Source organism: Actinacidiphila sp. bgisy144, from assembly GCF_057708105.1.
In genome coordinates this window covers 1-18,755 of record NZ_JBYIRM010000023.1, presented here as the reverse complement: position 1 = coordinate 18,755, position 18,755 = coordinate 1, and the positions used below count along the sequence as shown (strand labels likewise).

The 18,755-nt window shown below is 74.7% G+C and carries 14 protein-coding genes; 10 read left to right on the top strand and 4 right to left on the bottom strand.

Annotated features, from left to right (window positions below):
• Nucleotides 1–14 precede the first annotated feature (14 nt).
• Nucleotides 15–647, bottom strand: coding sequence for a TIGR03085 family metal-binding protein (locus AC3EVP_RS24560; RefSeq protein ID WP_335973698.1), 633 nt, complete (start codon nt 645–647; stop codon nt 15–17).
• Nucleotides 648–714: 67 nt separating this feature from the next.
• On the bottom strand, nt 715–1,674 hold the full coding sequence (locus AC3EVP_RS24555) for a hypothetical protein (protein ID WP_435133088.1): 960 nt from the start codon (nt 1,672–1,674) through the stop codon (nt 715–717).
• 127 nt (nt 1,675–1,801) lie between these two features.
• On the opposite strand from AC3EVP_RS24555, the gene hisI reads away from it, so the two are divergent.
• From hisI to AC3EVP_RS24540, 3 genes are all read left to right on the top strand, one after another.
• Nucleotides 1,802–2,158, top strand: a complete 357-nt coding sequence (gene hisI / locus AC3EVP_RS24550; RefSeq protein WP_435133085.1) for a phosphoribosyl-AMP cyclohydrolase — start codon at nt 1,802–1,804, stop codon at nt 2,156–2,158.
• A gap of 129 nt (nt 2,159–2,287) precedes the next feature.
• On the top strand, nt 2,288–3,796 hold the full coding sequence (locus AC3EVP_RS24545; RefSeq protein ID WP_435133083.1) for an anthranilate synthase component I: 1,509 nt from the start codon (nt 2,288–2,290) through the stop codon (nt 3,794–3,796).
• A 752-nt stretch (nt 3,797–4,548) separates the two neighbouring features.
• Nucleotides 4,549–8,427: a carboxypeptidase regulatory-like domain-containing protein gene (locus AC3EVP_RS24540; RefSeq protein WP_435133080.1), complete on the top strand. Its 3,879-nt coding sequence runs from the start codon at nt 4,549–4,551 to the stop codon at nt 8,425–8,427.
• A 91-nt stretch (nt 8,428–8,518) separates the two neighbouring features.
• Here the strand turns inward: AC3EVP_RS24540 and AC3EVP_RS24535 are convergent, their stop codons facing one another.
• Nucleotides 8,519–11,455, bottom strand: coding sequence for a helix-turn-helix transcriptional regulator (locus AC3EVP_RS24535; RefSeq protein WP_435133077.1), 2,937 nt, complete (start codon nt 11,453–11,455; stop codon nt 8,519–8,521).
• Between the two features lie 175 nt (nt 11,456–11,630).
• A complete protein-coding gene (locus tag AC3EVP_RS24530; RefSeq protein WP_435133074.1) occupies nt 11,631–12,872 on the bottom strand; it encodes a S53 family peptidase in 1,242 nt (413 codons plus the stop codon).
• 245 nt (nt 12,873–13,117) lie between these two features.
• Between AC3EVP_RS24530 and AC3EVP_RS24525 the strand changes: the two genes are divergently transcribed.
• The 7 genes from AC3EVP_RS24525 (at nt 13,118) to trpA (ending at nt 18,676) form a co-directional block, all read left to right on the top strand.
• Nucleotides 13,118–13,804, top strand: coding sequence for a TIGR02234 family membrane protein (locus AC3EVP_RS24525; protein ID WP_435133072.1), 687 nt, complete (start codon nt 13,118–13,120; stop codon nt 13,802–13,804).
• 684 nt (nt 13,805–14,488) lie between these two features.
• The gene (locus AC3EVP_RS24520; protein ID WP_335973673.1) at nt 14,489–14,743 is read left to right on the top strand and encodes an HGxxPAAW family protein; all 255 of its coding nucleotides are present in this window, start codon (nt 14,489–14,491) and stop codon (nt 14,741–14,743) included.
• Between the two features lie 177 nt (nt 14,744–14,920).
• Nucleotides 14,921–15,379 carry a DUF2752 domain-containing protein gene (locus AC3EVP_RS24515; protein ID WP_435133281.1) on the top strand — a complete coding sequence of 153 codons (459 nt, stop codon included), beginning with the start codon at nt 14,921–14,923 and terminating at the stop codon, nt 15,377–15,379.
• 159 nt (nt 15,380–15,538) lie between these two features.
• The gene (trpC, locus tag AC3EVP_RS24510) at nt 15,539–16,348 is read left to right on the top strand and encodes an indole-3-glycerol phosphate synthase TrpC (protein WP_335973669.1); all 810 of its coding nucleotides are present in this window, start codon (nt 15,539–15,541) and stop codon (nt 16,346–16,348) included.
• A gap of 62 nt (nt 16,349–16,410) precedes the next feature.
• Nucleotides 16,411–16,554 (top strand): tryptophan biosynthesis modulator TrpM, encoded by a 144-nt coding sequence (gene trpM, locus AC3EVP_RS24505; RefSeq protein ID WP_435133069.1) that lies wholly within the window; start codon nt 16,411–16,413, stop codon nt 16,552–16,554.
• Between the two features lie 53 nt (nt 16,555–16,607).
• Nucleotides 16,608–17,861, top strand: coding sequence for a tryptophan synthase subunit beta (gene trpB, locus AC3EVP_RS24500; RefSeq protein ID WP_435133067.1), 1,254 nt, complete (start codon nt 16,608–16,610; stop codon nt 17,859–17,861).
• Nucleotides 17,858–18,676 carry a tryptophan synthase subunit alpha gene (gene trpA, locus AC3EVP_RS24495; RefSeq protein WP_335973662.1) on the top strand — a complete coding sequence of 273 codons (819 nt, stop codon included), beginning with the start codon at nt 17,858–17,860 and terminating at the stop codon, nt 18,674–18,676. The genes trpB and trpA overlap by 4 nt, the downstream gene beginning before the upstream one ends.
• Nucleotides 18,677–18,755 lie beyond the last annotated feature (79 nt).

Genomic DNA, 18,755 nt, shown 5'->3' with positions numbered 1-18,755 from the left:
GACCCAGTGGGGGACTACACGCCCAGACGGGCTTCGTAGACCTGGGCGACCGCGTCCTTGGGGCCCTCGGTCTGGACGTCGGCGGCGGATTGGCGGCCGGAGGCGAACATCGCCAGCTCCGCGGGCTCGCCGGTGACCGTGACCACCGGGGTGCCCTTGTGGGCGACGGCGGTGCGGCCGTCGGGGCAGCGCAGCACCAGCCCGACGGGGCTGCGGCGCCCGAACAGGCGGGCGGCGCGTTCGAGCCGCGACCACAGCGCGTCGCCGAAGACGGGGTCGATGGTCCGGGGCGTCCAGTCCGGTGCGGCCCGCCGCACATCCTCGGTGTGGACGTAGAACTCCAGGGTGTTCGACGCCTCGTCAACCTGCTTGAGGGAGAAGGGGGACAGCCGCGGCGGCCCGGTCCTGATCAGCTGGATGAGCTCGGCGTAGGGCTTGGCCGCGTACTCGTTGCGCACCCGCTCCAGGCGGTCGGCGAGCTGGGGTACCACCATCCCCACGGCCGCGTCCCCACGGCGCTCGCGGACCACCACGTGGGCGGCGAGGTCCTTGGCGGTCCAACCCTCGCAGAGCGTCGGGGCGTCGGGCCCCGAACGCTCCAGCAGGTCGGCGAGGAGCAGACGTTCACGCTGCGCATGGGTCGTCATGTCCGCAAGGCTAACCGCGAAGCGGCCCGAATCATCCCTGTTCGGGCCGCGGCGCGTCCGCCACCGGTCAGAGCTTGCTGTACAGCTTCGTGCCGTTGGTGCCGTTGTTGCGGGTCAGCGAGCAGGTGACCGTCTTCTTGCCCTGCAACTCGTACGTGACGAGCTTCGGGAACAGCGCGTAGGGGTAGTACTCCCGGCCGTCCTGCGGAAGGTGCTTGCGCGCGTCGGTCTGGCACAGCGACAGCGCCTTGGTCTGGATCTCGTCGTCGCTGGAGAACGTGCCGCTCAGCGTCTCATTCGCGACCACCTGCGCGTCGTGCGCCGAACTGCACGACCGCTTCGTCACCTCGGAGACCGACGGGGTCAGCGACGGCGCGTCGAAGCAGGTGCCCGGCGACAGCGAGACGTACGGCACCAGCTTCTCGGTGGGCGACGAGGAGTCGGTGGGCAGGCCGGTGTCGTCACCGGTGGGCAGGTCCGTCGGGAGGGTGAACGACGGGTCGCCCGTGGGCAGGTCCGACGGCAGCGTGAACGAGGGGACGCCGGTGGGCAGTTTGCTGGTGCTGGCGGTGCCGGTCGGCTTGTCGTCGGCCTGGTTCTTCTTGTCGTCACCCCCGCTCGACAGGGCTATGCCGCCGATGATCGCGCCGATCACCACGACCACGCCGACCGCGATCCAGGCGTTGCGCTTGTTGTTGTTCGGCGGCGGGGGCGGCTGCTGGTAGCCGAAGCCCTGCGGGTCGCCGGGGTAGCCGAAGCCGCCGCCGGGCGCCGGCGGACCGGGAGGTCCGGGCGGGCCGTACCCGCCCGGCTGGCCCTGCTGCGGGTAGCCGTACGGCTGCTGGCCGCCGGGCTGCTGCGGATAGCCGTACGACTGGCCGCCGCCCGGCTGCTGGGGGGTGCCGAAGCCGCCCTCACCCGGCGGGGGAGGAGGCGGGGGCGGCCCGAAACCCTGGGGCGGCCCGAAGCCGCCACCCTGCTCCGGGGGCGGCGGCGGACCATCTGACGGCGGCGGAGGAAAACCCATGGCAAAAGGATGCCCCATACGGGTGACACAGGGCGAGCTCTTACCGCATACCGGACAACCTCCTTGCGGTGTTTGGCGTTCGAATGCGGCTTTTCTCGTTGCGGGAAATCAGCGGCAGAATAGGAACATGTCCTCCAGCTCCCTTGACCCCGCGATCGCCGCGCGCCTCAAACGCAACCCGGACGGTCTGATTCCGGCCATCGCCCAGCAGTACGACACCGGCGAGGTGCTCATGCTCGGCTGGATGGACGACGAGGCGCTCCACCGCACCCTCACCACCGGCCGCTGCACCTACTGGAGCCGCAGCCGCCGCGAGTACTGGGTCAAGGGCGACACCTCCGGCCACGTCCAGCACGTCAGGTCCGTCGCCCTGGACTGCGACGGGGACACCCTCCTCGTCCGCGTCGACCAGACCGGCGCCGCCTGCCACACCGGCGCCCGCACCTGCTTCGAGGAGGACGTTCTCCTCAAGGAAGAGGGGTAGCGGCTCCACCGGCGCGGACACCGCGCGTGCGGCTCCCGCGGCGGGCGGTCCCGGAGCCGGCAGCACCCGGCGGCCGGGCGGGACAGGCGGGCGGGACAGCGCGCCGCCCGGACGGCTAGTCTCCGCTGCATGGACCTCGCTACCTTCCGCAAACTCGCCGTCGACCGCCGCGTCATCCCGGTCACCCGGCGATTGCTCGCGGACGGCGACACCCCGGTCGGCCTGTACCGAAAACTCGCGGGGGAACGTGTCGGCACCTTCCTGCTGGAGTCCGCCGAGGACAGCAAGGCATGGTCCCGCTACAGCTTCGTCGGGGTGCGCTCGGCCGCGACGCTGACCGTCCGCGACGGGCAGGCGCACTGGCTCGGCACCCCGCCGGTCGGCGTCCCGGTGGACGGCGACCCGCTGGTCGCGCTGCGCGCCACCGTGGAGGCGCTGCACACCCCGCGCGACCTCGGCGCGGGCATGCCGCCCTTCACCGGCGGCATGGTCGGCTACCTCGGCTACGACATCGTCAGGCGGCTGGAGCGGATCGGCGACCTGGGCGGCGACGAACTCCGGCTGCCCGAGCTGACGATGCTGCTCACCTCGGACATGGCCGTGCTGGACCACTGGGACGGCAGCGTGCTGCTGATCGCCAACGCGATCAACCACAACGACCAGGACACCGGCGTGGACGAGGCGTACGCCGACGCGGTGGCCCGGCTGGACGCGATGGAGGCGGACCTCGGCCGCCCGGTCGAGCACCCGCCGGTCGCCCTGCCGTCCTCACGGCTGCCGGAGTACACCACCCGCTGGGGCGGCCAGGACTTCCGCGACGCCGTGGAGGACGTCAAGGAGCGGATCAGGGCGGGCGAGGCGTTCCAGGTGGTGCCCTCGCAGCGGTTCGAGACGCCGTGCACGGCAAGCGCGTTGGACGTCTACCGGGTGCTGCGGGCCACCAACCCGAGCCCGTACATGTACCTGTTGCGCTTCCCGGGCGAGGACGGCGGCGCGGCGGGCGGCTTCGACGTGGTCGGCTCCAGCCCCGAGGCACTGGTCAAGGTGGAGGCCGGGCACGCGATGGTGCACCCGATCGCCGGGACCCGGCCGCGCGGCGCGACCCCGCAGGCCGACGCGGCCCTCGCCGAGGAACTGCTCGCCGACCCCAAGGAGCGCGCCGAGCACCTGATGCTGGTCGACCTGGGCCGCAACGACCTCGGCCGGGTCTGCGAGCCGGGCAGCGTGGAGGTGGTCGACTTCATGTCGATCGAGCGCTACTCGCACGTGATGCACATCGTCTCGACCGTCACCGGCCGCGTCGCGCCCGGCCGCACCGCCTTCGACGTGCTCACCGCCTGCTTCCCCGCGGGCACCCTCTCCGGCGCCCCCAAGCCCCGGGCGATGCAGATCATCGAGGAACTGGAGCCCAGCAGGCGGGGGTTGTACGGGGGCTGCGTCGGCTACCTGGACTTCGCCGGCGACTCCGACACCGCGATCGCGATCCGCACGGCGCTGCTGCGCGACGGCACCGCCTACGTCCAGGCGGGCGCGGGCATCGTCGCCGACTCCGACCCCGTCGCCGAGGACACGGAGTGCCGCAACAAGGCCGCCGCGGTGCTGCGCGCCGTTGACACCGCCAACCGCCTCCACCCCTGACACCCGCCCCCGGGCGGCGGCCCAACCCGGCCGCCGCCCGCACGGTCCACTGACCGCCGCCGCCCGCCGTTCGGCGTCTGCTGTCCGGCCATGGGCTGCGCTGCTCCCGCCTGTCGCCGGCGGATCGCCACCCGCCGCCCGCGCGGTGTGCCGACCCGCCACCGGCAACGGTCTGGCGCCCGCTGCCCGCCGTCGGGTCGTGTGTCGCGCTGCGCGCTGCCCGGCGTCGGCGGATTACGGTTCCCGCCCGCAATCTGTCTGTGCCCGCCGTCCGCGAGGTCGGGCGGGGGGCCGCCGCTTGTGCGGCTTGGTGACCTGACGCTGGCAGCGATTGCCGTCCGCTGCCCGCGTGGCGCCGGTCGTCGGCACGGGCCGCTGCCTGGCGCCCTTCTCCCGCAACTCGCCGAGAGCCGCTCGCTGCACCGGGGTCGTTGCGCGCATGCCGCCGCCCGCCGTCCGGTGGCTGCCGCTGCGCCGCGGGTTCCCCGCCGAGCGCGAGCGCCGCCTGCCGGTTGTCGCCCGCCGCCGGGCCGCCGGCGGCCGTATGCCGCTGCACGCCGTACGTCGGCGGGCGTTCGCTGGTTGCCGCCCGCCAGGGCACCGCGGGGGGTTGTTTAGGTCATCTGCCCGATCGTCAACGGGCCCCGGCGGTGCGGATACTGGGCGCGCCTCCACCGACGATTACCCGCACGGCGGGCGCGCCGACGCGCGGCCGACGAGTCGTCAGGACCGACGAAAGGGTGACCTCCGCCATGTTCCGACGCGGGCGCACGCGCGCGCCTGTCCCGCTGTTCATCGCCGCCGTCGCGCTCTGCACGCTGGCCGCCGGCCAGGGCACCGGCGCCGCGGCCACGCCGTCCCCGGCGACCGCCGTGACAACGACCGCCGCCGCCACGAGCACCACCGGACCCGAGGTCCCCCGCGCCCTCGCCGACGACCTGCCGCAGTACACCCCGGCCGGCTGCGCCGCCGCCGACGCGGACTCCGGGCAGCCCGTCGCCACCTGCGACGCCCTGATCCGCACCGGCACCAGCCACACCGTCCGGGCGGACGCCGCCGGGCCGCCGTCCACCGCGCTGACCCCCGCCGACATCCAGCAGGCCTACCGGCTGCCCGCCGACGCGGGCCAGGGGCAGACCGTCGCGGTGGTCGACGCGGGCGGCTACGCCGCCGCCGAGTCCGACCTCGCGGCCTTCCGCGCCCAGTACGGCCTGCCCGCCTGCGGGAGCTCCGACGGCTGCTTCCGCAAGGTGGACCAGCGCGGCGGCACCGGGTACCCCGCCGACGACGCCGGATGGGCCCTGGAGACCGCGCTCGACCTGGACGCCGTGTCCTCCGCGTGCCCGCAGTGCCACATCCTGCTGGTCGAGGGCGACTCGGCGGACATCGGCGACCTCGGCGCCGCCGCAGACACCGCGGTGCGCCTGGGCGCGAAGTTCGTCTCGAACTCCTACGGCCTGTCCGGCGAGAACAGCATCGAGACCTCCTACTCCGCGTACTACGACCACCCCGGCGTCGTGGTCACCGCGTCCACCGGGGACAAGGGGAACATCGTCAACTGGCCGGCGTCCGACCCGGACGTGGTCGCCGTCGGCGGCACCACGCTGACCGCCGACGCCGGCAGCGACCGCGGCTGGCGCGAGTCCGCCTGGTCCGAGGGCGGCAGCGGCTGCTCGCTGTACGAGCCGCAGCCCGCCTACCAGAGCGGGCTGGCCACCGGCTGCGCCCGGCGGGCGACCGCCGACATCGCCGCCGACGCCGACCCGCAGACGGGCCTGGGCGTGTACGACACGCTCGGCCAGGACGGCTGGCTCCAGGTCGGCGGCACGAGCCTGTCCGCGCCGCTGATGGCCGCGATGTACGCGCTGGCCGGCACCCCCGCCGACAGCACCTACCCGGTCACGTATCCGTACACCGACCAGGGCAACCACCTGTTCGACGTCACCGCCGGCACCGACGGCAGCTGCGGCACCGTGCTGTGCACGGCCGGCGCCGGCTGGGACGGGCCGACCGGCCTCGGCACCCCTGACGGCGTGTCCGCGCTCGCCCAGCAGCCCGGCGGCACCGTCGCCGGCCACCTGACCGACGCCTCCGGCGGGGCCGGGCTGCCCGGCGCCGTGGTCACCTTCACCGCCGCGGACGGCACCCTCACCTACCGGGCCACTGCCGACTCCTCCGGTGCCTACACCCTGACCCTGCCGGCCGGCACGTACACCGCCGCCGCCACCGACTTCGGCTACGACACCGCGAGCGCGTCCGGCGTCACCGTGTCCGTCGGCGGGTCCGCCACCACCGACCTCGCCCTGACCAAGCAGCCCACCCGCACGGTCAGCGGCACGGTCACCGACGGCTCCGGCCACGGCTACCCGCTCTACGCGAAGATCACCATCGACGGCTACCCGTCCGGGGTGCTCCACACCGACCCGCAGACCGGCCGCTACTCCGTCGAGCTGCCCCGGAACGCCGCGTACACGCTGCACGTGGCGTCGGTCTACCCCGGCTACGAGCAGTCCGACGGCACCGTCACCGTCGGCACGTCGGACGTGCGCCACGACGTGCGGCTCTCCGCCGACCAGGCCGGGTGCGCGGCGCCCGGCTACGCGTACCCGGCGGCGGCCGACTTCGAGGGCTGGTCGACCGCGCCGCGGAGCGGGTGGACCGTCACCGGAGGAAGCACGGGCGACACCTGGCAGTTCGACTCCTCCATGTGGAACCTCACCGGCGGCAGCGGCAACTTCGCCACCGCCGACCCCTACGACCACGCGGGTGCCGCCGAGGACACCACCCTGACCACGCCGGCGATGGACCTGAGCGGGCAGACCGACCCCGCGCTGCACTTCGACACCGCCTACCTCGGCACGTCCGACACGGCCGCCGACGTCGGGCTGAGCACCGACGGCGGGAAGACCTGGACCTCGGTATGGCACCAGACCACCGGTGACATGATCAGCTCGGTCAGCCTGCCGCTCACCGCCGCCTACGGCCGCGGCGACGTCGAGCTGCGCTTCCACTTCACCGGGCAGGGCACGACGCTCTGGCAGGTGGACGACGTGACGGTGGGCAGCTGCGCGACCGTGCCCGGCGGGATCGTCACCGGCACCGTCACCGACGCGAACACCGGCAAGGCGGTCGACGGCGCCGTCGTCACCGACACCGCCGACCCCGAGGTGACCACCGCCACCGCCGCCACCCCGGACGACCCGGCGCTGCCGGACGGCTGGTACTGGCTGTTCGCCCAGGGCGCCGGCCGTCACACCTACACCGCGGCCGCCAACCGCTACACCACGGCCACCAAGGCCGTCGCCACCACCAGGGACACCGTCACCACCACGCACACGGCGCTCTCCGCGGGCCGACTGGCGGTCACCCCCGGCAAGGTCACCGCGAGCGCGGCCCTGGGCAAGCAGGACCGGCAGAAGGTCACCCTCACCAACACCGGCGGCGCGCCGATCACCGTCACCGTGGGCGAGCAGAGCGGCAGCTACACCGCCGGCACCGGCGCCTCGTCCGGCAGCTGGCAGCAACTGCCCGCGCTGCCGCAACCGGTGATGGACAACGCCGAGGCCTCCTACCAGGGCAGGGCGTACTCCGTCGGCGGCATCCGCCAGATCGTCGGCGGCACCGCGCTGGCCGAGGCGTACGTCTACGACCCGGTGGCCGCGGCCTGGCAGCGCATCGCCGACCTGCCCGAGCCGCTGGCCGGCGCGTCGGCGGCCTTCCTCGACGGCACCTTGTACGTGGTCGGCGGCTGGACCGGCGACGCGAACGCGGGCACCGTCCAGATCCGGTCCGCCGTCTACGCGTACCATCCCGCCGCCGACACCTGGACCACGGTCGCGAGCCTGCCCGCACCCGAGGAGACCGCGGCCACCGCGGTGCTGGACGGCGGGCTCTACGTCGTCGGCGGCTGCTTCCAGGGCTGCGGCCCGCTCCGGTCGGACGTCTACCGCTACACCCCGGCCACGGACACCTGGACGGCGGTCGCCGACTACCCGAGCACCGTGCAGCGCGAGGCGTGCGCGGGGATCACCGGGGAGGTGGTGTGCGCCGGCGGGGCGAGCCAGGACTCCGCCGGACACACCCAGGCCCTGGCGACCGCCTACGCCTACAACCCCCGTTCCGACAGCTGGACCCGGCTGCCCGACCTGCCCTACCCGGTCTGGGGCATGGCCTCCAGCGGCGCCAACGGCGAACTCCAGGTCGCCGGCGGCTACACCGCCTCGGGCTCCACCGACCGGGCGATCCAGTTCGACCCGGTGACCGACCGGTGGACCGACCTGCCGGACACCCCGCTCGCGCTGCTGCGCGGGGGAGGCAGCGGGTGCGGGATGTACCAGGTCGGCGGCGACTACGCCAACGGCCTGTCCTTCGGGGTGGGCACCACCGACGCCGACGTGCTCCCCGGCTTCGACCAGTGCGGGGGCGACGACGTCGGCTGGCTGACCGAGCAGCACACCACCCTCACCATCAAGCCCGGGCACTCCTCGGTCCTCCAGGTCACCGCGGACGCCGCGGACGTCCCCGCGGCCGGCCGCTACACCGCGGGCCTGACCCTGGTCACCGACGCGCCCTACGTCCATCCGCCGGTGCCGGTCGCCTTCACCGTCACCCCGAAGAAGGGGCACCACTGACCCGGAGGCTCCGACCCGCGGCCCCGCGCCCTTGCGAGCACGCAAGGGCGCGGGGCCCACGGGGTTCCAGGGGCGCACGACGTCGCGGGGCTCACGAGGTGCCGGGGCCGGGCGGGCCCCCGGCGTCGTACCCGGCCTGGGTGACCCGTACCGCCAGCGCCGTCCGCGAGGAGACCCCGTGCTTGCGCATCGCCGAGTTGAGCTGCGTGGCGACCGTCTTCGGCGAGCGGGACAGCGCCTTGGCGATCTCCCGGTTGGTCAGGCCGGTGGCGACCAGCCGGACGACCTCCAGCTCGCGCGGCGAGAGGCGGTCGCCGTAGCCGCGCCGGCCGGGCCGCCAGGCGCCGTCGGTCCCGGCGCCGTGCGCGTCGAGCACGTGCCGCACCCGGTCCGCGTCGTGCCGCGCCCCGAGCGCGGTGAACTCGCGCCAGGCCGTGCGCAGTTCGGTTAGCGCGGGGGCCCGGTTCCGGTCGGGCAGCAGGCACCGGGCCCGGCGCTCCCGGGCCTTCGCCGCGTCGTACGGGCGGGGCAGCGCCTGCCACGCGGTGGCGGCCGCCTCCCAGGCCGCGGCCGCCGCCGCCAGGTCGCCGCGGCCCTCGGCGAGCAGGGCGCGGCAGCAGGCGAGCGTGGCGGCGAGCACGGGCGCGTCGCGGCCCCGGGCGCCGTCCTCGAAGGCCGCGGCCAGCGACTCGGCCTCGCCGCGGCGGCCGGCCGACAGCAGCGCCGCGAGGTGCTCGGGCAGGACCTCCCCGGCCCACAGCCAGACGCCCTTGCGGACCATGCGGGCGACCGGTTCCGCGGTGAGGTCCGCCGAGGGCCGCGCCGCGACCCTGGACAGGGCGCCGGCGGTCTCCGCGGGCAGGTCGGTGGTGCCGCGCCGGGTGCTCTCCTCGCGCACCGCCGAGAGCACGGCGCGGGCGGACTCGTCGGGGCCGCCGCGGGCGACCCGCAGCTGCGTGCCGACCAGCAGGGCGTCCATGCGGATCAGCGGTTCGCCGTCCACCTCCTGCCAGGCCGCGAGCCGTTCGTCCAGGCCGTCCCAGGCGCCGGTGAGCCAGTCCAGGTGGCCGGTGGTGACCACGGCCAGGTCGCGCAGCCGCTGGTAGCCGTGCCGGCCGGCGACGTCCACCGCCGCGGCGAGGTAGCGGCGGGCGTCGGCGTACCGGCCCCACTTCATCGCCGCGTGCCCGGTGTTGAGGTGGAACCGGGCGGTCAGCATCGCGGCCCGCGGGCTCGACTCGTCCGCGCCGACCCGGCCGGCCAGCTCCCACCCGGACTCCTCGCCGAGTTCGAACAGCGCGGTCATCCGGGCCAGCCGCAGTTCGATCCCGTCCACCGGGCCGATGTCGGAGGCAGCCGCGACCGCCTCCGCCCGCTCCAGCCAGCGCAGATGTGTCGCCACCGGCCAGGAGCCGTGCAGCGGCAGCCCCAGCACGGTCATCGCCGACGCGATCGGGTAGCCGTGGTCGGCCAGGTCGGGGATGGCCTGTTCGAGGACGGCCGCCGCCTCGGTGTACTCGCCCACCGTCAGCAGCATCCGGCCCAGTTGGGCGCGGACGGCGGCCCGGTCGCGCCGGCCCAGCCGCCCGGAGTCCAGCACCGCCCGCAGGGTCCGTACGATCTCCCCGGCCCGGGGATCACCGGTGAACGCGTGCGCCGACACCTGCCCGGCCAGGGCCGCGACCTCGGTGGGCGGCAGCGTCGGCTCGGTGATCAGGGCGTGCAGCAGCGTCGCCGCCGTCAGATGGTCCCCGGAGGACAGCGCCAGCAGGGCGGTCTGGCGGGCGTAGCCGAACCACCGCCGGGTCAGCCCGGCCTCCCGGAAGTGGTGGGCCAGCCGCCCGACCGGCCGCGGCACCGTGGCCTCCAGCGCCTCGCCGGCCCGGCGGTGCGCGGCCGCGCGCTCGGGGGCCGGTGCCCGGTCGTACACCGCCCGCGCGGCGAGCACGTGCCGGAAGGCGATCCCGGTCCGGCCGGCGGCGAGGCCCCCGCCGGGCCGGGTGGCGGTCTCCCCGAGCAGCCCGCTGCCGTACGCCGCGCGCAGCGCCGCGGGCCAGCGGTCGGGCGGCAGGCCCGTGACGGCAGCCAGGGTGTGTTCGTCGACCGGGTCGGTGAGCACGGCGGCGGCCAGCAGCACCCGCCGGGCGTCGGCGGTGAGCCGGGCCACCCGCTCGGTCACCGAGTCGCGGATCGTCGGCGGTACGGCGATCTCGTCCAGGCCGCGGCGCGCCCACTCGCCGTCGCGGCAGGTGAGGTCGTCCCGGTCGCGCAGGAGGCGCACGCACTCCTCCAGCGCCAGCGGCACCCCCTCGGTCCGGTCGTGGAGGAAGGCGGCGAAGGCGGCCGAGACGCGCGCGCCGCCGAGCATCGAGGACGCGAGTCCCGCCGCGTCGGACACCGGCAGCCCGCCGAGGGTCACGCGCACCTGCCGGACGTCCGGCGCCGGGCGGGAGGTCAGCCGCAGCAGCGGCGAGCCGGCCGCCACCTCCTCGGGACGGTAGGTGAGCACCAGGGTCAGCGGCCGTGGCCGGCGGGTGGCGACGTACACCAGGAAGTCCCATGTGGTGCTGTCGGCCCAGTGCACGTCCTCCACGACCAGCACCCGCACGCCGGCCCGGTCGAGCAGTTCGGCCAGGGCCCGGACGAGTTGGTGGCGGGCGGCTCCGGCGTCGGGCGGTGCCTCGGGTGCGGGCGGCAGGGCGCCGGACCACTCGGGGAACAGCGGGCGCAGCACGCCCGCGACGGCGGTCAGCCCCAACGCGGCCACGTCGGGCGCGGCCTGCCGTACCGCGTCCACCACGGGCCCGAGGGTGAAGGCCTCCAGGAACGGCGGGCACACCGCCGGCAGCGTCCGCGCGCCGTCGGGGTCGCCGGCCGCCACCGCCTCCCGCACCAGCCGGCTCTTGCCGATGCCCGCCTCGCCCTCGACCAGGACGAGCGCGGGCGGGCCCGCCAACGCCTCCACCACCCGGGCGAGTTCGCGGTCGCGCCCCACGAACCGCGTCCCGTCGAGCGCGTGTTCGGCCACCCGGTCCCACCCTTCGTCCGGCACCCCCGTCCGACCGGCCAATTCTCATGTGCGGCCCGGGGGAACACCAGGGGGGTCGTTCGGCGGGGGAGAACGCGCGGTTCCCCGCACCCCTTGTGGAGGAGGGTGCGGGGAACCGGGTGAGCGGTGTGCTGCCCTGGCGGGCCGCCGGGTGTCAGCCGGTGAACGCCGTCAGGCCGTTCGGGGTGCCGAGACCGGTCGGGCCGTCGTAGCCGCTGGCGCCGCCGCACAGGTAGGACGTGCTGCACGAGCCGTTGGAGCCGCTGGTCACGTCGTTGAGGGCGGACGTGTGACCGTACGGGAACGACGCCGGGGTGGAGCCGGACGACGGGGTGCCCGCGAGCGCGTAGACCGAGGCGATGATCGGCGAGGACACGCTCGTGCCGCCGAAGACCTCCCAGCCGCCGTCACCGCCGTAGGTGTCGTAGACCGCGACACCGGTGCTGGGGTCGGCCACCGCCGAGACGTCGGCCACCGTGCGCTTGGAGCAGCCGGTGTCCGTCTGCCAGCTCGGCTTCGCGTCGTAGGCCGAGCAGCCCGAACCGGAGCCGTCCCACACCGACTCGCTCCAGCCGCGGGAGGAGGAGTCGGACGTCAGCGAGGTGCCGCCGACCGCGGTGACGTACTTCGAGCCCGCCGGGTACTCCACGCCGTAGCCGGAGTCGCCCGCGCTGACCGTGATGGCCACGCCCGGGTGGTTGAAGTACGAGCTGTCGTACGACGTGTCGGAGGAGGACTCACCGCCGCCGTAGCTGTTGGAGACGTACTTAGCGCCCAGCGACACCGCGGTGTTCACGGAGGTGCCCAGGGCGGTCATGCTCGCGCTGCTCGCCTCCACCAGGAGGATGTGGCACTGCGGGCAGACCGCGCTGACCATGTCCAGGTCGAGGGAGATCTCCTCGGCCCAGCCGGCGTCGGCGCTCGGCAGCGAGGTGGTGCTGCCGCTCTGGCCGACCTTCTTGAAGCAGCCGTTGGCGGTGGTGCACGCCGACAGGCCGTAGGTGGAGCGGTAGGTGGCGAGGTCGGACTCGGCGTTGGGGTCGTCGTAGGCGTCGACGATCGCCACGGTGGCGCCCGAACCGCCGGTGGTCGGCAGGTTGTAGGCGGAGTGCAGGTCGTCCGGGCCGAAGCCGGACGGGTCGGCGGCCGGGCTGACGGCGCCGGTGGAACGGGCCAGGGTGTTCGCCCCGCTGGTGACCTTGACGGCCTGACACGCCATCTGGCCGACGCCCGAGGGGACGGCACACGAGTGGGCGGTGCGCAGCGTGTGCGCGGTCGTGGCGGCCTCGGCCGACGAGGCGAGGGCGAGTCCGGACGCGGCCAGCCCCGCTGCTGCGGTCAGCGCGATGCCGGTACGGAGTGAGAGGGGCTTGAAGTTGCCGAAGGAGAGGCGCAACCGACTTCCTCCTGTGGTGGGGGGTGCGAGGAGTAGTGCGTGCGAAAGCTGTTGCTTCTGTTCGGTTTTGGGAACAGTGGGACGCCCGGCACGTTATTACTGACGAGTCCACGTCAACAAGGGAGCTCTGGCGATCTCCGCTTTACCTTCACCTGGCGGGTACGGGGGCTCCTCATGACCCCCGCGCCGCGCCCTGCCCGGCACCCCGCCGCCGGGCGCCGCGCGGGCAGGGGGATAGTGGAGGGGTGAACACGCCCCCGGCCGCGCCTGAGCACCCCGCGACGTCCACCGAGCAGCCCGACCCGGTCGAGCCCGGCGGACCCGGCGTCGTGCGCCGCGGCGACCCCGCGCGCCGCACCGCCTACCGCGCCCTGGCCGTCGCGCTCGCCTGCGGCGTCGTCGGCGCCAGCCTGGTGCTGCTGGCCGCCGGCAAGACCTGGGCCCGCGGCACCGCCTCCTCCGCCGGCCACGCCATGCCCGTGCACGCCAGCGGCAGCCAGATGACCGCGCTCCCCGGCGCCCTCGCGCTGGTCGGGCTCGCCTCGCTGGTGGCGATCTTCGCGGTCCGCCGGATCGGCCGCTACACCGTGGCCGCGCTGCTCACCCTCAGCGGGCTCGGCGCCGCCGCCACCGCGCTCGCCCGCCGCGGCGACCACGGCGCACTCGACTCCGCCGCCGCCACCGCCACCAGCCTCACCCACGCCACCGCCGCCCACACCGCCACCACCGGCTGGCCCTACGTCTCCGTCCTCGGCGGCGTCCTCCTGCTCCTCGCCGGGCTCACCGCCCTGCGCTACGGCTCCCGCTGGCCCGCGATGTCCTCCTCCACGCGCTACGAACGCCCCTCCACCGCCGCCGCCCGCCCGGTCGACCCGGACCGCCCGGAAGACCTCTGGAAAGCCCTCGACCGCGGCGAGGACCCCACCGACTGATTTTTGCCGCCGCTTCGCCTCCGGGCGCTTTAACCCGGTGTCGACAGTCGACCGTGCTCGACCCCTCGTTCCTCGGGGACTCCGCGCTCCCCCAGAGCTTCGCCTGGGAGGGACCCCCATCTTTCGACACCGGCGCGCCCTTCGGCTCACCGGCTACCACGGGTCGGCCGGGAGAAGGTTGGTTGCCCTTGCGTGGAAGCCCCCACCGCACGTGCGCCCGGGGGCCCGGTCGGTGCCCAACTTCCCCCCGGCCCGCCCGTGGTAGCCAGCGAGCCAAAGGGGGCGCCGGTGTCGAAAAGTGGGGGTCCCTCCCAGGCGAAGCTCTGGGGGAACGCGGAGGTTCGCGAGGAACGAGCGAACCGAGCATGATCGACTGTCGACACCGGGTTAAAGCCCCCGGAGGCGAGAGGGCGGCAAAAAAGGGGCCCGTCGGGTGCCCGACACGTAAGAACGGCTCCCACGTGACGGCACCAACCCGTAAGAACGGCTCCACGTAACGGCGCCGCCCCGTAAGCGCGGCTCCCACGTACGGGTCAGCAGGCAGCAGGTGGGGTGCCCTCCGGCGGCGGGGTGGGTGAAAACGCCACCCCCCGGTGGGGGGAGGTGCGTCCCCACGCGCAACAATGGGGAAGAAGTGGGAGGCGCAGGACGCCCGACCCGACCCCGACTCAGCAGGGAGCACACATGGCGGCACAGCACGGCCACGGACACACCCCAGCCGCCTGGACCGGTGTGATCATCGCGTTCATCGGTAGCTGCCTGGCCGGCGGCTTCATGGTGGCGGCGAACACGGCCGGTTTCTGGCTGGGCATGGCGATCATCGCGGTCGGCGTCGTCGTCGGCGGCGTGATGAAGCTGATGGGCCTCGGCCAGAAGTACGAGCCGATCCAGCGCACCGGCGGCAGCATCGAGAAGCCCGGCGCCCACGCCGGCGTCTGAGCGCGCCGCGCAGGACCTGGCAGGCACGGGACCCGGTCGGCCCAACGGCCGGAACCGGGCGGAGGCCCGGGCCGCAGCCGCGAGAGCTTCGCAGGACCCCGCAGGGCGCAGTGCCCGGACCCCGTCCGCGCGCTGCGCCTTCGTGTGTCCGGGGGCAGAATCGGCGCCGTGACGCACCTGACCTCCCAGGCGCCCCGGGCGCCCCTGGCCGCGGAGCGGGACCGCGCTCCCGGCGCCCGCGGTGTGCTGCGCCGCGCCGCCGTACCGTTCGGGGTGCTCGGCGGGGTCGCGGCGGCGTTCGCGTACGTGGGCTCCGTCGACCCCAACACGCCCGGGCACTATCCGGCCTGCCCGCTGCTGTACTACACGGGCGTGTACTGCCCGGGCTGCGGCGGTCTGCGCGGCGCGTACGCGCTGGCGCACGGCCACCTGCGCACCGCGCTGGGCTGCAACGCGGTGGCCGTCGCCGGATACGCCGTCTTCGCCGTCGTCTGGGTGCTGTGGGCGGTGCGGGCGGTGCGCGGCCGGCCGTTCGACCCGGCGGTGCGGCCGGCCTGGCGGTGGGCGGTCGGCGGGCTCGTGCTGGCTTTCACCGTTGTCCGGAACCTGCCGTTCGGCGCCGCGCTCGCCCCGTGACCTGCGCGGCTGCCCCGAGCGCGTTCGTCCAGGTGGTGGGATCGCGGGCGGCGCGATTCGGGTAGCGTGCCCCCGCCCGATACCATCGGAGCGCCGGCGGTCAACCGCCACTGGCTTGATCATTTCGCTGCTCGGACCGGCCGGAAGGGGAGTTCTCGCGTGAGTGTGCTCGACGAGATCATCGACGGAGTACGAGCCGACCTCGCCGAGCGACAGGCCCGGGTCTCTCTCGACGACCTCAAGGAGCGCGCGGCCAAGGCGCGGGACGCCCGCGACGGCGTGGCCGTCCTGCGCGGCGAGGGCGTCAAGGTGATCTGCGAGGTCAAGCGCTCCAGCCCGTCCAAGGGCGCGCTCGCCGCGATCGCGGACCCCGCGGCCCTCGCGGCGGACTACGAGGCCGGGGGCGCCGCGGCGATCAGCGTGCTCACCGAGCAGCGCCGGTTCGGCGGGTCGCTCGCCGACCTGGAGGCGGTCCGGGCGAAGGTCGACACGGCCGTGCTGCGCAAGGACTTCATCGTCACCGCCTACCAGCTGTGGGAGGCGCGCGCCTACGGCGCCGACCTGGCGCTGCTCATCGTCGCCGCGCTCGACCAGCCCGCGCTGGTCTCGCTCGTCGAGCGGGCCGAGTCCATCGGGCTCACCCCGATCGTCGAGGTGCACGACGAGGAAGAGGTGGCGCGGGCGGTCGACGCGGGCGCGCGGATCATCGGGGTCAACGCGCGCAACCTCAAGACGCTCGAGGTCGACCGGAACACCTTCGCGCAGGTCGCGCCGGAGATCCCCGACCACATCGTGAAGGTCGCGGAGTCCGGCGTGCGCGGGCCGCACGACCTGATCGCCTACGCCCACGACGGCGCCGACGCGGTCCTGGTCGGCGAGTCGCTGGTGACCGGGCGCGACCCGCGGACGGCCGTCGCCGACCTCGTTGCCGCCGGCGCGCACCCGGCCCTGCGGCACGGCCGCGACTGACCGTACCGGCGCGGCTCCCGGGCGCGGCTCCACGCGCCGCCCGGCCCGCTAGACTTTCCCCCATGGCCATCGCGCAGCGTCTCGCACCCGGGTGCAAGCCCCGCGGCTGCCGTGCGCCCGCGCGGCGGGTGCTGGGCCGCCGGGTGCGGTACGTCATCGGGTGCGAGCCGGGCCAGGTGAACGGGAGCCGATGGCGCCGCGGCTGAGCCGCGCAGCAGCCGTCCGCCACCTCGCACCGACCACCCCCCAGGGGACACGTATGTCCGACACGCCAGACACGCACACCTTCTTCCTGCCCGACCCGCAGGGCGCCGTGCCCACCGAGGCCGGCTACTTCGGCCCGTTCGGCGGCAAGTTCATCCCGGAGGCGCTGGTCGCCGCCGTGGACGAGGTCGCCGCGGAGTACGAGAAGGCGAAGGCCGACCCGGCCTTCGCCGCCGAACTCGACGACCTGATGGCCAACTACGCCGGTCGCCCGAGCGCGCTCACCGAGGTGCCGCGGTTCGCCGCGCACGCCGGCGGCGCGCGGGTCTTCCTCAAGCGGGAGGACCTCAACCACACCGGCTCGCACAAGATCAACAACGTCCTCGGGCAGACCCTGCTCACCAAGCGCATGGGCAAGACCCGGGTCATCGCGGAGACCGGCGCGGGCCAGCACGGCGTGGCGACGGCCACCGCGTGCGCCCTGTTCGGCCTGGACTGCACCATCTACATGGGCGAGATCGACACCAAGCGCCAGGCGCTGAACGTGGCGCGGATGCGGATGCTCGGCGCCGAGGTGGTCGCGGTCACCTCCGGCAGCCGCACGCTGAAGGACGCGATCAACGAGGCGTTCCGCGACTGGGTCGCGAACGTCGACCGCACCCACTACCTCTTCGGCACGGTGGCCGGCCCGCACCCCTTCCCCGCCCTCGTGCGGGATTTCCACCGGGTGATCGGCGTGGAGGCCAGGCGCCAGCTGCTGGAGCGCGCCGGCCGGCTGCCGGACGCGGCGGTGGCCTGCGTCGGCGGCGGCTCCAACGCGATGGGCCTGTTCCACGCGTTCCTGCCGGACGCCTCGGTCCGGCTGGTCGGCTGCGAGCCGGCCGGACACGGCGTGGACACCGGCGAGCACGCGGCGACCCTGACCGTCGGCGAGCCCGGCATCCTGCACGGCTCCCGGTCGTACGTCCTTCAGGACGACGAGGGGCAGATCACCGAGCCGTACTCGATCTCGGCCGGCCTGGACTACCCGGGGGTCGGCCCCGAGCACTCCTACCTCAAGGACACCGGCCGCGCCGAGTACCGCGCCGTCACCGACGACGCGGCGATGCAGGCGCTGCGGCTGCTCTCCGAGACCGAGGGCATCATCCCCGCGATCGAGAGCGCCCACGCGCTCGCCGGCGCCCTGGAGATCGGCCGCGAGCTGGGCCCCGACGGCCTGGTCCTGGTCAACCTCTCCGGCCGCGGCGACAAGGACATGGACACCGCCGCCCGCTACTTCGGGCTCTACGACGAGGGGGACGCGAAGTGAGCGGCACCATCACGCTGCTGGAACAGACCATCGCCGACGCCCGCGCCGAGCAGCGCGCCGCACTCGTCGCCTACCTGCCGGCCGGGTTCCCGACCGTCGACGGCGGCATCGAGGCGGTCAAGGCGGCGTTCGAGGGCGGCGCCGACATCGTCGAGGTCGGGCTGCCGCACAGCGACCCCGTGCTGGACGGGCCGGTCATCCAGACCGCCGACGACATCGCGCTCAACAAGAACCACGTCCGTATCGCCGACGTGCTGCGCACCGTGCGCGAGGGCCACGCGGCCAGCGGCAAGCCGGTGCTGGTCATGACGTACTGGAACCCGGTCGACCGGTACGGCGTCGAGCGGTTCGCCGCCGAGCTGGCCGACGCGGGCGGGGCCGGCTGCATCCTGCCGGACCTGCCGGTGGAGGAGTCCGAGACGTGGCGGAAGGCGGCGCAGGCGCACGGGCTGGCCACCGTCTTCGTCGTCGCGCCCTCCAGCCGCGACGAGCGGCTGGCGCGGATCACCGCGGCCGGCAGCGGCTTCGTCTACGCGGCCTCCCTCATGGGGGTCACCGGCACCCGGGCGAGCGTCGGCGAGCAGGCGGCCGGGCTGGTCGCCCGCACCCGCGCGACCACCGACCTGCCCGTCTGCGTCGGGCTCGGCGTCTCCAACGCCGAGCAGGCCGCCGAGGTGGCCGGCTTCGCCGACGGCGTGATCGTCGGCTCCGCGTTCGTCAAGCGGCTCCTCGACCACCCCGACCTCGCCGACGGCCTCGCCGCCGTCCGCGCCCTCGCCGCCGACCTGGCGCAGGGCGTCCGCCGCGCCCCCTGACCCACTTACCGGGTGCGCCCCGCAGGGGCGCACCCCAAGGGCGCGGGGAACTGCGCGCACAACCCCCCCCCAGAAAGTG